Genomic DNA, 13,363 nt, shown 5'->3' on the forward strand with positions numbered 1-13,363 from the left:
CACGAAGGACGACGCCACGGCCGCGCTGGTGCGGGTCGCGGGCACCGGGGGCAGTTGGCGGGGCAGCGCCGGCGTCCACGACCTGGTCTCCGGGCGTCCGGCGGACCCGGACGGGCGCTTCCGGGCCGGTTCGGTCACCAAGGTCTTCACGGCGGCCGTCGTGCTCCAGCTGGCCGGGGAGGGCAGGCTCGGCCTGGACCGTCCGGCCCGGCACTATCTGCCGGAGCTGATCCCGGCGGCGTACGGGAAGGTCACGGTGCGCCAGTTGCTGAACCATACGAGCGGCATCCCGTCCGCCGGCTCGGGCGGCGGCACCCTGGAGGAGTGGTACGCGCACCGCTTCGATCTGCACGACGCGGCGGAGACCGTACGCGAAGCCACCTCGCACCGGCCGGACTTCACGCCCGGCACCCAGCAGCACTACGGCAACATCGGCTACACCGTGGCAGGCCTGCTGATCGAGAGGGTCACAAGTGACACGTACGCCTCGCAGGTCTCCCGCCGCATCCTGGAGCCCCTGCACCTGAAGGAGACCTTCTACCCCGGCGCCGACCCGACGATCCGCGGCCCGCACAACCACGGCTACCAGCACTTCGGCACGGCCGGCGAGCTGCGCGATGTGACGGTGTGGGGGGTGACGGACGCCTGGGCGGCGGGGGACCTGATCTCGACGACCGCCGATCTGGAGCGTTTCACCCGGGCGCTGTTCAGCGGGCAGGTGGTGCGCGGACCGCTGCTCCAGGAGATGTTCACGCTGCCCGGCGCGGCGGTCCGCGAGTACGGCACGGGCGGTCCCGCCTCGTACAGCGCGGGGCTCTCGGTGATGAGGCTGGGCGGCCGCGAGGTCTGGGGCAAGACGGGTGGCCGCTGGGGCTACAACACGGCCGTCGCGGCCACCCGTGATCTCTCCCGGACCCTCGTCTACAGCGTCAACGCGACGGACGCGAAGGGAGAAGGCATGAATCCCACGGCGATGAACATAGTGGTGGCCGCCTTCGGCACCCCGTCGGCCGGGTGACTCAGACCGCCGGAGCGGTCGTCGGTGCGGGCTCCGGCCGCGGTGTCCGCTCCAGGGCCTCCAGTCGCTTGATCATGCGGCGCACGACGAGCAGCGGGATCACCCCGAAGACGCCGAACGACATGTCGATGACGGACCACCAGAAGGGAATGCCTCGGACGGGCCCGCAGATCAGCGCGAGCGGGATGATCCCGGCGCAGGCGATCATGCCGAATTCGATGACCCAGATGTTGCGAACCGGGTCGCGGTAGGGGCCGTAGAAGGCGACCGCGATGACGAGATGCGCGAAGGCCAGCCAGTCGGTGCCGTACAGCACGAAGGGGTACTTCGCGTCGGCCTCGTCGAGGCCGGTACGGACCTTGGTGATCCACTCCATCAGCGACGGGAAGTGCTCCGGCACGGGAGAGGCCGAGGACCTCAACAGATCCTCGGCCCAGTGGAGTTCATGGACGAGCGGAAAGGCGGTCAGCCCGCTCAGGACCAGACAGACGATAAAGACGGCCAACCACACGCGTATGCGCCTCAGCAAGGCTCTTCGCTCGCTCATGTCCGCAGCGTACGCCCGCGTTTACCGGCCCTTTACGCCACCCCTGGTACGGCTCAGAGGCCGACGATGGCGTTCCACTTCTTCGCGAAGTCGGTGCGCTCCTCGGACGTGATGTCGCGGGCGATCGCGAGCCGCTTGCGCATCGCGTCGTCGGGGAAGATCAGCGGGTCCTCTGCGAGTGCGGCGGTCTCCTTGTCCTTGGCGGAGGCCAGCACGTCGCGGGCGGCCGGAACGGGGCAGACGTAGTTGACCCAGGTCGCCAGCTCGGCGGCGACCTCCGGCTCGTAGTAGTAGTCGATGAGCCGTTCCGCGTTGCGCTTGTGGCGCGCGAGGTTGGGGATCATGAGCGATTCCGACCAGAGCTCGGCCCCCTCCTCGGGGACCACGAACTCGATCTCCGGGTTGTCGGCCTGGAGCTGGATGACGTCGCCGGAGTAGGCCTGGCAGGCGAGCACATCGCCGGTCGACAGGTCCTTGATGTAGTCGTTGCCGGTGAAGCGGCGGATGTGCCTCTTCTTCACCAGCTTCTCGACCTGGTCGCACACCTGGTAGAAGTCATCCCGCTGCCAACGGGTGATGTCGACGCCATTGCCTTGCATCAGCAGGGCCATGGACTCGTCGAGCCCGGACATCAGCGTCACCTTGCCGCGTAGGTCGTCCGCCCACAGATCGCTCAGGTGCTTGATCTCCCGGCCGAGCTTCTTGCGGTTGTACGCGATGCCGGTGATCCCGGACTGCCAGGGGACGCTGTGCATCCGGCCCTTGTCGAAGGCGGGCGAACGCAGCTGCGGATCCAGGTACTTGGCGACGTTCGGCTGCTTCGCCCGGTCCATCTCCTGTACCCAGCCAAGCCGTACGAACCGGGCCGACATCCAGTCGCTGATGACGATCAGGTCCCGGCCGGTCTCCTGGTGGTTCATCAGCGCCGGGCTGATCTTCCCGAAGAACTCGTCGTTGTCGTTGATCTCCTCGGTGTACGTGACGGAGACCCCGGTCCGCCTGCCGAACGCGTCGAGGGTGGGCCGCTTCGACTCGTTCTCGTCGTCGGTGTCGATGTACAGGGGCCAGTTGGCGAAGTGCAGGGTGTGGTCGCTCGCCGAGGTGTCGCGTCCGGCGCGGTCGCCGGGCTCCACATAGGCGGCGGGCACTCCGCAGCCGGCCAGCGTGACACCGGCCGCCGTGGCTCCGAAGGCGCGCAGCAGGGACCGGCGGGACATGGAGTTCTTCGGGGTTGCTCGCACCTGCGCAGGATGCCGGTCGGCCGACGGTGCGGGCAATGGACCAACCGTCCAGCGGCACACGCTCCGTCCGCACACCCTGTCGATGCCGGGGAACGGATCGATGCCGGGGAACGGTCACGGCCCCGGGCGCGCGCCCGGGGCCGTGACCTGCCTGCTGACGGAGTATCAGCCGTCTAGCGAGGTCATGACGTGCTTGATACGGGTGTAGTCCTCGAAGCCGTACGCGGAGAGGTCCTTGCCGTAGCCGGACTTCTTGAACCCGCCGTGCGGCATCTCGGCGACGAGCGGAATGTGGGTGTTGATCCACACACAGCCGAAGTCGAGGTTCTTGGACATCCGCATGGCGCGGGCGTGGTCCTTGGTCCACACGGAGGAGGCCAGGGCGTACTCGACGCCGTTGGCGTACTCCACGGCCTGCGCCTCGTCCGTGAACTTCTGGACGGTGATGACCGGGCCGAAGACCTCGTTCTGGATGATCTCGTCGTCCTGCTTGAGGCCGGAGACGACGGTCGGGGCGTAGAAGTAGCCCTTGTCGCCGACCCGGTGGCCGCCCGCCTCGACCTTGGCGTGGGCGGGGAGCCGCTCGATGAAGCCGCTGACCTGCTTCAGCTGGTTGGCGTTGTTGAGCGGGCCGTAGAGCACGTCCTCGTCGTCCGGCGCGCCCGTCTTGGTGTCGGCGGCGGCCTTGGCGAGCGCGGTGACGAACTCGTCGTGGATGGACTCGTGGACCAGGACGCGGGTCGCGGCCGTGCAGTCCTGGCCGGCGTTGAAGTAGCCCGCGACGGAGATGCCCTCGACGGCCTTGGCGATGTCGCTGTCCTCGAACACGACGACCGGGGCCTTGCCGCCGAGCTCCAGGTGGACCCGCTTGACGTCCTTGGAGGCGGACTCGGCGACCTGCATACCGGCTCGTACCGAGCCGGTGATGGAGGCCATCGCCGGGGTCGGGTGCTCGACCATCGCGCGGCCGGTGTCCCGGTCGCCGCAGATGACGTTGAAGACGCCCTTGGGCAGGATCTGGCCGATGATCTCGGCGATCAGCACAGTCGACGCCGGTGTGGTGTCGGACGGCTTGATGACGACGGTGTTGCCCGCGGCGAGCGCCGGGGCGAACTTCCAGACGGCCATCATCATCGGGTAGTTCCACGGCGCGACCTGCGCGCAGACGCCGACCGGCTCGCGCCGGACGATGGAGGTGAGGCCCTCCATGTACTCGCCGGCCGAGCGGCCTTCGAGCAGCCGCGCCGCACCCGCGAAGAACCGGATCTGGTCCACCATCGGCGGGACCTCTTCGGTGCGGGTGAGTTCGAGCGGCTTGCCGGTGTTCTCCGACTCGGCGGCGATGAGGTCCTCGGCGCGCTCCTCGAAGGCGTCCGCGATCTTCAGCAGGGCCTTCTGGCGCTCGGCGGGCGTGGCGTCGCGCCAGGCAGGGAAAGCGGCCGCGGCGGCGTCCATCGCGGCATCGACATCGGCCTGTCCGGAGAGCGGCGAGGTCGCGTAGACCTCTTCCGTCACCGGGTTGACCACATCGATGGTCCGCCCGTCAGCGGCGTCCCGGAACTCTCCGTTGATGTAGTTGCGCAGACGGCGCACCTCGGTGGTCACAACCACCCCTCCTGTCGACACGTCCAATGGATGAGATGCCCAGCGTAGTCGCTCAGGTGTCGCTTTCGACATGGCCAACCGCCGTGAACTTCGGATTCAGTGAGATCTGGACCTTCAAACAACGAATTTCATCGATCTGGGGTTGCCAGACAGACGAGTCCCGGTGCACAGTGGATGCGTGGCCAGTCGCAGCGCAGACTCCAGGACCGGGAACGGATCGTCACCAGCGGTCGATGCCGTCTCCCTCGCAATCATCGAGCAGCTCCAGGAGGACGGACGCCGTCCGTACGCCGCGATCGGCAAGGCCGTCGGCCTCTCCGAGGCGGCCGTGCGACAGCGCGTCCAGAAGCTGCTCGATCAGGGCGTGATGCAGATCGTCGCCGTCACCGATCCCCTCACCGTGGGGTTCCGGCGGCAGGCGATGGTGGGCATCAATGTCGAGGGTGACCTCGATCCCGTCGCCGAAGCGCTGTCGGCCATGGCCGAGTGCGAGTACGTGGTGATGACCGCGGGCTCCTTCGACCTGATGGTGGAGATCGTCTGCGAGGACGACGACCACCTGCTGGAAACGATCAACAAACGCATCCGGGCCCTCCCCGGCGTGCGCTCCACCGAGAGCTTTGTGTACCTGAAGCTCAAGAAGCAGACCTATATGTGGGGAACCCGATAGCCGTGAGCAAGGACCTCAGCCGAACCGCGTACGACCACCTGTGGATGCATTTCACCCGCATGTCGGACTACGAGAACGCGCCCGTTCCCACCATCGTGCGTGGCGAGGGCACCTACATCTTCGACGACCAGGGCAAGCGTTACCTGGACGGCCTCTCCGGCCTGTTCGTGGTCAACGCCGGTCACGGCCGTCACGAGCTCGCCGAGGCGGCCTACAAGCAGGGCCAGGAGCTGGGCTTCTTCCCGGTGTGGTCCTACGCCCACCCGAAGGCCGTCGAGCTGGCCGAGCGCCTGGCCGACTACGCGCCGGGCGACCTCAACAAGGTCTTCTTCACCACCGGTGGCGGCGAGGCCGTGGAGACCGCCTGGAAGCTGGCCAAGCAGTACTTCAAGCTCCAGGGCAAGCCGACCAAGTACAAGGTCATCTCGCGTGCGGTCGCCTATCACGGCACCCCCCAGGGCGCCCTGTCCATCACCGGCCTGCCGGCCCTGAAGGCCCCCTTCGAGCCGCTGGTCCCCGGCGCGCACAAGGTGCCGAACACCAACATATACCGCGCCCCGATCCACGGCGACGACCCCGAGGCCTTCGGCCGCTGGGCCGCCGACCAGATCGAGCAGGAGATCCTGTTCGAGGGCCCGGAGACCGTCGCCGCGGTCTTCCTGGAGCCGGTACAGAACGCCGGTGGCTGCTTCCCGCCGCCGCCCGGATACTTCCAGCGCGTCCGCGAGATCTGCGACAAGTACGACGTGCTGCTCGTCTCCGACGAGGTCATCTGCGCCTTCGGCCGCCTCGGCACGATGTTCGCCTGCGACAAGTTCGGCTACGTGCCGGACATGATCACCTGCGCCAAGGGCATGACCTCGGGCTACTCCCCGATCGGTGCCTGCATCGTCTCGGACCGTATCGCCGCGCCGTTCTACGAGGGTGACAACACCTTCCTGCACGGCTACACCTTCGGTGGCCACCCGGTCTCCGCGGCGGTCGGCCTCGCCAACCTCGACATCTTCGAGCGCGAGGGCCTCAACCAGCACGTCCTGGACAACGAGAACGCCTTCTTCACGACGCTGCAGAAGCTGCTCGACCTGCCGATCGTCGGCGACGTCCGCGGCAACGGCTTCTTCTACGGCATCGAGCTGGTGAAGGACAAGGCCACCAAGGAGACCTTCACCGACGAGGAGACCGAGCGCGTCCTGTACGGCTTCCTCTCCAAGGCGCTGTACGACAACGGCCTGTACTGCCGGGCCGACGACCGCGGCGACCCGGTCGTCCAGCTCGCGCCGCCGCTGGTCTCCGACCAGTCGACGTTCGACGAGATCGAGGGCATCCTGCGCACCGTCCTCACGGAGGCGTGGACCAAGCTCTGACCGGCACCGCGACCGGACGGCCGACCACGGATCGGCCTCCGGCCGGCCGCCCGGCTGGCCGGCCGGCGGGTCAGGGGCTCCCGCGGCCCCGGCCCGTCGGACAGGCTTCTCGGCTTGACCATCGCTTGACCACTGCTTGACCGGCTTCCAGCCGTCATCCTCATACGGTCCACACGGCCCGGATGCGCCCATTCGAGTGGGAAGGGGCGCACCCGGGCCGTGTGCTGTGCGCACACCGCGGTTCGAATCCCTACGGTGCCGAGTGACCGATCGGCCCTCTCTTCGTTCCCCCGTACGGGGGACGGGAATTACGATCTGAACCGAGGTGTACGCCATGGAGGCCCCGCCGGACAACGACGTGATCTGGGCGCGTTCCCTGCACCACTCCCACAACGGCTCGCCCGCGCTCGGCGGCGTCTCCCTGGGTGTCCGCGACGGAGAGATCCTCGCCGTGACCGGCCCCCGGGGCTGCGGCAAGACGACACTGCTGCACTGCCTGTCCGGCCAACTGGTGCCCGACCAGGGCGAGGTGTGGTTCAACAGCGTCCCCGTCCACACCATGGGCCCCCGGCTGCGCGAACGGCTGCGCCGCGACAGGTTCGGCTGGATCGCCCCCGAGCCTCAGCTGGTGCCCGAGCTGAACACCTGGGAGAACACGGCGCTTCCGCTGCTGCTGCGCGGCGCCTCGCACCGGGGGGCGAAGAAGACCGCCCTGGAGTGGCTGGAACGGCTCGACATCGGCGCATGCGCCGGGCAGCGACCGCACACCCTGCTCCAGGGGCAGCGCCAGCGGATCGCCGTGGCCCGCGCCCTGGCCGCCGCCCCCACGGTGATCTTCGCCGACGAGCCGACCGCGACCCTGCACCGGAACGACCGGACGCATGTGCTGCGCACCCTCACCAGCGCGGCCCGTTCGCACGGCATCACGATCGTGCTCGCCACCCACGACGCGGAGATCGCCGCCCTCGCCGACCGTACGGTCCCGCTGCTGGACGGCCGTCGCGTCGCCACCGTCGCCCTGCCCGCCGTATCCGATACGGAAGGCCGCGCGGCGTGCTCGCTCTCCGTCTAGCCCGGGGTTCCCATCCGCTGGTCCTGCTGCGGCGGCTGCTGGTCGCCGCCGCCTCCGCCGGCGTCGGCTTCCTGCTGCTGTGCACCCTGAGCTACGCCTCGGCGCACCCGGCGCACTCCACCGGGGCCGTGCTGCGCCTGCTGTGGTGCTTCGTGCCGCTCGCCTCCACCGTGCAGTTCGCGGTCGCGGTGGCACGTACGGACCCGAGCACCCGGCCGCGCTCCGGGCTGTCCGCCGTGGGCCTCGGGCCGGTCCGGCTCGCGGTGCTCGCCGCGATCTCCACCGCCGTCTCCTGCACCCTCGGGTCGATACTGGCGCTGCTGTTCTTCCTGCATCTGCGCGGCGATCTGTCCGGGCTGCCGTTCGACGGCGCGGCGGCCGGGCTGCTCGACGCCGACGCCCCGCTGCCGCTCGCCGCCGCGCTCGTGCTGCTGGCCCTGGTCCCGGTGGCCGCGGCAACGGCGAGCGCGCTCGCGCTGCGCGCCGAGCCGGTCTCGACGGCGGCCCCGGACGGCACCTCATCGGATGTCCTGACGGAGCCGGAGGCACCCGGTCCGGCGGCGCCTCCCACCGGGCTGCCGTGGGGCGTGGCGCTGACCGCGACCGGCCTCGCCGTCGAGGCGTACATGAGCCGGGGCGACGGTCACAGCCTGCTCCCGCTGCCCGGCAGGCTCGACGCGACCCCGGCCGGGGTGCTGGCGGGGTGGACGCTGACGGCGGTCGGGCTGGCAGTGGCGGGCCCGGCACTGGCCCATCTGTGCGGGCGGCTGCTGCAGGCGGCGCGCCCCGGCGCCGTACGTCTGCTGGCGGGCCGGGTGCTGATGGACGAGTCGCGCCGGATCGGCCGGCCGCTCGGCGTGGTCTGCGCGGTGCTCGCCGCGGCGGTCGCCGCCTACGCGCTGTACGGGACGGACACCCGCCCGCTCGGCCCGCTGACGGTACTGGGCGCGGTGCTCGTGCTCGGCTGCACGACGGCGACACTGCTGACCTCGGCGCTGGAGGCGAGGCAGGCCCGCGAGCAGACGGCGCAGGCGCTGCTGCGGCTCGGCGCCCCGGCATCGGCACTGCGGGCCGCGACGGCCCTGCGCGCCGCCGCACTGCTGATCGTCTTCGCCCCGCTGACCTGGCTGATCGCGGAGCTGGCCGCACTGCCGCTGACGGTCTGAGGACGCGCGCCGCGGGCCACGCCCCGCACCCGGCGGCTACGTAGCATGACAGCGTGGACAATCCGGACGACACAGCGGTCCCCCGCCCGGCCCCGAGATCGAGTCGCTCGCCGAATTCGACGAGGCGGTCGCCTCGGGGACCCTGGCCGGACACCGGGTGCAGTCGGTCGACCTGACCGACCGGGGCGCCGCCCTGCCGGCCGCCGACACGGCCGGCGCCGTCTTCCTCGGCTGCCGGATGGAGCCGGGGACGGCGGCGAAGGTGCGGGCCGACGGCGCGTTCGTCTTCCCGCCGGTACCCGGGCTTCCCTTCGATCCGTACCGCGGTCTGCTCCACTCCCCGACGCGCTCTACGAAGCTCTGTCGGACGGCGGGTACGCGGCGACGCCCGACGCCCGCGCGTACCGCTGGTTCCGGCAGACGCGGGCGAACGGCGACACCCTCGCGTCGATGCTTCGGGCGCTCCACGACGACGCGGTCTCCGACGCGCTGGACGAGTTCCTCACCGGCGCCCGCGTGGTCGGGGTGATGGGCGGCCACACGGCGGCCCGGGGCAGCGCCCCGTACGCGGCCGCGGCCCGGCTGGGACGGACCCTGGCCCGGGACGGTCTGACGGTGATCACCGGCGGCGGGCCCGCCGCGATGGAGGCCGCGAACCTCGGGGCGTACACGTCGCCGCACCCCGACCCCGCACTGGACGAGGCCTGCGCGCTACTGGCCGCGGCCCCCTCGTTCACCCCGTCGGTCACCGACTGGGCGCTGGCCGCCTTCGACGTACGCCGGCGCCGGCCGGGCGGCGGCGGTTCCGTCTCGATCCCGACCTGGTTCTACGGGCACGAGCCGCCGAACCCGTTCGCGGACCACATCGCCAAGTACTTCGCCAACGCGCTGCGCGAGGACGGACTGCTCACCCGCTCCGCGGCGGGCGTGATCTTCCTGCCCGGCGCGGCCGGCACCGTACAGGAGATCTTCGACAGCACGACGCCGAACTACTACGGCTCCCTCGGCGGGCCGACCCCGATGGTGCTGGTCGGCCGAGCCCACTGGACGCGTACGCTGCCCGCCTGGCCGCTGCTGCGGGCGCTGGCCGCCGGCCGGACGATGGAGCCCCGGATCGCGCTCGTGGACACGGTGGACGAGGCCCCCGAGGCCCTCGCCCGGTTGTCGGCGAAACCGTAGGCCGGGCTCAGAAGGACGCGAGCCGGACCACGAGCGCGTCGAAGAAGGCCTCCCAGCCGTCCTCGGCCGCCGCGTACTGCTCGGCGGTGAGGTTGCCGCCGCGCTGCTGGAAGACCATCTCGGTGGTCCGGTCGCCGCGGTCGGTGAAGGTGGCGGTGACGATCTCGCCCTCGATACCGGCGGGCGCGGAGGCGTCCTTCAGGGTGAACACCAGCCGCTCGGGGGCCACCACCTCCCGGTAGACGCCGTGGAACGGCATCTCGGTGCCCGGCACCACGATGACCAGGCTCCAGGCACCGCCAGGCCTGACGTCCATCGACACCCGGTCGAGCGGCACCTCGGCCTCACCGCCGTACCAGGCCGCGAAGTGCTCGGGCGTCGTCCAGGCCTCGAAGACCCGCTCCCGCGGGGCGTCGAGGACGCGGGTGATGTCGATGCCCTCGCGTGCTGACTCGGTCATGGTCCCTGTCCTTCCCGGAGTGCTTCCGGATCCGCTGCACGGCCCCGGGGCCGTCCGCGAAGACGTTCCAGGGGTCCCCCGGGGCGGCCGGTACCGCACTCCGGGGCATCCGGCAATCCTCCGGCCGATGGGCCGCTTCCGCGACCGGGGCCGTCTCCGGTCCGCCCGGACACCGCCGCGAGGTGAGGGCCGGAGACGGTCCCGGACGGCTCGTCCGGACCGGTGAACGCGGCCGCGCCCGGTCAGCGGCGGGCGGGCAGGACCACGGTCTCCGCCGCGTCGAAACCGGCCCCGACCGTCGCACCCTCCTCGGGGGCGTCCCGCAGCGCGCACTCCGCCTCCAGGTCCGGACCGCCCTCCGGCGTCAGCCGCACGGCGACGTGGTTGCCCCGGAACGTACGCGTCCCGACCACACAGCGCAGTCCCTCGTCCGGGGCGCCGATCCGGACCCCGGCCGGACGCACCAGCAGATCGCACACCCCCTGCGGCGAGCCCTCGGGCACCGGCACCTTGCCCCACACCGTGTCGGCGACGGTGCCGGTCACCGTCGCCCCGACCACGTTGTCGAAGCCGAGGAACCGGGCGACGAAGGCGGAGGCGGGCCGCTGCCAGACCTCCAGCGGGGTGCCCACCTGGGCGATCCGCCCATCGGACATCACCACCACCCGGTCGGCCAGGGCGAACGCCTCGCCCTGGTCGTGGGTGACGGCGAGCACCGTCGTGCCCAGCCGCCCGAAGAGCGTGCGCAGTTCGACGACGAGCCGTTCCCGCAGACCGCGGTCGAGCTGGCCGAGCGGCTCGTCCAGCATCAGCAGCTTGGGGCGCGGGGCGAGGGCCCGCGCGAGGGCGACGCGCTGCTGCTCACCGCCGGACAGGGCGGCGACGGCGCGCCGTTCGGCGCCGGGCAGGCCCACCAGGTCGAGGAGTTCGCCGACCCTGCGCTCCTGGTCGCGGCGCGAGACCCCGTGCATTCGCAGCCCGAACGCGACATTGGCGCCGACGTCCCGGTGCGGGAACAGCTGGTGGTCCTGGAACATCAGGCCGAGACCGCGCCGGTGCACCGGCACCCCGGCCTGGTCCGCGCCGTCCAGCAGCACCCGGCCGCCGTCCGGCGGGTGCAGCCCGGCGACCACCCGCAGCAGGGTGGACTTGCCGCTTCCGCTCGGCCCGAGCACGCACACGATCTCGTGCTCGGCGACCTCCAGATCCACCGCGTCGAGCGCCGCCCGCTCGCCGAAGCGAACCGTGGCCGATTCCAGTGTCAGCATCTCTAGAACTCCCCGGACCGGTCCGTGCGGATACGTTCGAGCAGCAGCAGCGAGACCGCGCAGACCACCATCAAGATGGTGCTGAGGGCCATCGCCTGGCCGTAGTTGAGCTCCCCGGCCCGCCCCAGCAACCGGGCCACGGCGACCGGCAGCGTCGGACGGTCGGGCCGGGCGATGAACACCGTCGCACCGAACTCACCGAGCGAGACGGCGAACGCGAAACCGGCCGCGACCAGCAACGCCCGCCGCACCAGCGGCAGATCGACCTCCCGCCAGGCCCGCAGCGGCGACGCCCCGAGCACCGCGGCCGCCTCCCTCAGCCGGCCGTCCACCGCGCGCAGGACGGGCAGCATGGTCCGTACGACGAAGGGCACACCGACCAGCGCCTGGGCGAGCGGCACCAGGATCCAGGAAGTCCGAAGATCCAGCGGCGGCCTGTCCAGAGTGATCAGGAAGCCGAAGCCGACGGTGACCGCGGACACCCCGAGCGGCAGCATCAGCAGTGCGTCGAAACCGCGCACCAGCCGACCGGCCCGCCGGGTCAGCGCCGCGGCGGCGAGCCCGCCGATGACCAGCGCGATGACCGTCGCGACCAGCGCGTACTGCAAGGAGTTCCAGATCGCTTCGAGCGGCGCGACCAGGAACGTACCGCCGCCCGCGTCCACGGACCCCAGGGCACGGTAGAAGTCGAAGCCGTGGCCACCGGCGGTGGCCATGGAGCGCTCGACCAGTACCCCGAGCGGCAGCAGGATCAGCAGCAGCACGGTCAGCAGCACCCCGCCGAGCAGCGCCCACTGCCCGGCGCCGCGCGGCCTGCGGGCGGTCCGTGCCGGGTCGACCAGTTTCAGCGCGGTCTCCCTGCGCCGTACGGTCCACGCGTGCACGGCGAGGATCGCGCCGACCGCGGCGAACTGCACCAGCGTCAGCACGGCAGCCGTCGGCAGGGCGAGCAGCTGCGCGGTCTGCCGGTAGATCTCCACCTCCAGCGTGGAGTAACCGGGACCGCCGAGGATCTGCACGACCCCGAAGGAGGTGAAGGTGAAGAGAAAGACCATCAACGCGGCCGCGGCCACGGCGGGTGCGAGGGCCGGCAGGGTGACGCGCCGCCAGGCGGCGAACCGTCCCGCGCCCAGCACCCTGGCGGCCTCCTCCTGCCGGGGGTCGAGCTGGGACCACAGCCCGCCGACCGTCCGTACGACCACCGCGTAGTTGAAGAAGACATGGGCGAGCAGAATCGCCCAGACCGTGGTGTCGAGCCGTACGCCCCAGAGCTCGTCGAGAAATCCGCCCCGCCCCAGCAGCGCCAGGAAGGCCGTCCCGACGACCACGGTCGGCAGGACGAACGGCACCGTGACGACCGCCCGCAGCAGTTGTTTGCCGGGGAAGTCGAAGCGGGCGAAGACATAGGCGCCGGGCAGCGCGATCAGCAGGGTCAGAGCGGTCGAGGCGAGTGCCTGCCAGCTGGTGAACCAGAGGACGTCGCGGATGTCCGGCCGGGTCAGCACCTCGCCGATCCGGCCGAACTGCCAGACGCCGTCCGCCTTCAGGCCGCGGCCGACGATCGCGGCGACCGGGTAGGCGAAGAACAGCCCGAAGAACGCGACGGGCACGGCCATCAGGCCGAGCCGCACCGCGCTCCCGCGCCGGGCCCTCGCGCGAGCGGAAGCCGGGTGGGGCGGGGGGGGGGGCGGGGGCCGGCCGGGCGCCCCGGGGGGGGGTGGGGGCGGGGCCGGGGCGGGGGCGGGCGCGGGGCCGGGCGGGGTGTGGGGGTGG

Annotated in this window: 11 protein-coding genes and 1 pseudogene; 6 read left to right on the forward strand and 6 right to left on the reverse strand. The window is 71.2% G+C overall.

Features of this window, described 5'->3' with window-relative positions; genetic code table 11:
• Nucleotides 1–1,018: serine hydrolase domain-containing protein (locus tag ABZY11_RS37530; protein ID WP_356483458.1), on the forward strand; the 1,018-nt coding region annotated here is incomplete at its 5' end.
• A 1-nt stretch (nucleotide 1,019) separates the two neighbouring features.
• Here ABZY11_RS37530 and ABZY11_RS37535 read toward each other — a convergent pair.
• The 3 genes from ABZY11_RS37535 to ABZY11_RS37545 form a co-directional block, all read right to left on the reverse strand.
• Nucleotides 1,020–1,565: a hypothetical protein gene (locus ABZY11_RS37535; protein ID WP_356483459.1), complete on the reverse strand. Its 546-nt coding sequence runs from the start codon at nucleotides 1,563–1,565 to the stop codon at nucleotides 1,020–1,022.
• 53 nt (nucleotides 1,566–1,618) lie between these two features.
• Nucleotides 1,619–2,782 carry an extracellular solute-binding protein gene (locus ABZY11_RS37540; RefSeq protein WP_356483465.1) on the reverse strand — a complete coding sequence of 388 codons (1,164 nt, stop codon included), beginning with the start codon at nucleotides 2,780–2,782 and terminating at the stop codon, nucleotides 1,619–1,621.
• A gap of 189 nt (nucleotides 2,783–2,971) precedes the next feature.
• On the reverse strand, nucleotides 2,972–4,411 hold the full coding sequence (locus tag ABZY11_RS37545; RefSeq protein ID WP_356483460.1) for a gamma-aminobutyraldehyde dehydrogenase: 1,440 nt from the start codon (nucleotides 4,409–4,411) through the stop codon (nucleotides 2,972–2,974).
• 178 nt (nucleotides 4,412–4,589) lie between these two features.
• Here ABZY11_RS37545 and ABZY11_RS37550 point away from each other — a divergent pair, with 178 nt between their 5' ends.
• The 5 genes and pseudogenes from ABZY11_RS37550 (at nucleotide 4,590) to ABZY11_RS37570 (ending at nucleotide 9,862) form a co-directional block, all read left to right on the forward strand.
• Complete coding sequence (locus ABZY11_RS37550; RefSeq protein ID WP_176729251.1) at nucleotides 4,590–5,081, forward strand: Lrp/AsnC family transcriptional regulator; 492 nt, start codon at nucleotides 4,590–4,592, stop codon at nucleotides 5,079–5,081.
• Nucleotides 5,066–6,445, forward strand: coding sequence for an aspartate aminotransferase family protein (locus ABZY11_RS37555; RefSeq protein ID WP_072487209.1), 1,380 nt, complete (start codon nucleotides 5,066–5,068; stop codon nucleotides 6,443–6,445). Before ABZY11_RS37550 ends, ABZY11_RS37555 begins: the two co-directional genes overlap by 16 nt.
• Before the next feature lie 334 nt (nucleotides 6,446–6,779).
• Nucleotides 6,780–7,517 (forward strand): ATP-binding cassette domain-containing protein, encoded by a 738-nt coding sequence (locus ABZY11_RS37560; RefSeq protein WP_356483461.1) that lies wholly within the window; start codon nucleotides 6,780–6,782, stop codon nucleotides 7,515–7,517.
• A complete protein-coding gene (locus tag ABZY11_RS37565; protein ID WP_356483462.1) occupies nucleotides 7,499–8,683 on the forward strand; it encodes a hypothetical protein in 1,185 nt (394 codons plus the stop codon). The genes ABZY11_RS37560 and ABZY11_RS37565 overlap by 19 nt, the downstream gene beginning before the upstream one ends.
• A gap of 97 nt (nucleotides 8,684–8,780) precedes the next feature.
• Nucleotides 8,781–9,862, forward strand: a pseudogene (locus tag ABZY11_RS37570) (Rossmann fold nucleotide-binding protein).
• Between the two features lie 7 nt (nucleotides 9,863–9,869).
• On the opposite strand, the gene ABZY11_RS37575 reads toward ABZY11_RS37570, so the two are convergent.
• From ABZY11_RS37575 to ABZY11_RS37585, 3 genes are all read right to left on the reverse strand, one after another.
• Nucleotides 9,870–10,322 carry an SRPBCC domain-containing protein gene (locus tag ABZY11_RS37575; RefSeq protein ID WP_356483463.1) on the reverse strand — a complete coding sequence of 151 codons (453 nt, stop codon included), beginning with the start codon at nucleotides 10,320–10,322 and terminating at the stop codon, nucleotides 9,870–9,872.
• A gap of 242 nt (nucleotides 10,323–10,564) precedes the next feature.
• Complete coding sequence (locus ABZY11_RS37580) at nucleotides 10,565–11,590, reverse strand: ABC transporter ATP-binding protein (RefSeq protein ID WP_356483464.1); 1,026 nt, start codon at nucleotides 11,588–11,590, stop codon at nucleotides 10,565–10,567.
• 2 nt (nucleotides 11,591–11,592) lie between these two features.
• On the reverse strand, nucleotides 11,593–13,206 hold the full coding sequence (locus tag ABZY11_RS37585; protein WP_356483466.1) for an iron ABC transporter permease: 1,614 nt from the start codon (nucleotides 13,204–13,206) through the stop codon (nucleotides 11,593–11,595).
• Between the last annotated feature and the right edge of the window lie 157 nt (nucleotides 13,207–13,363).

The sequence above is a fragment of the Streptomyces sp. NPDC006510 genome (assembly GCF_040611955.1).
GTDB lineage: Bacteria > Actinomycetota > Actinomycetes > Streptomycetales > Streptomycetaceae > Streptomyces.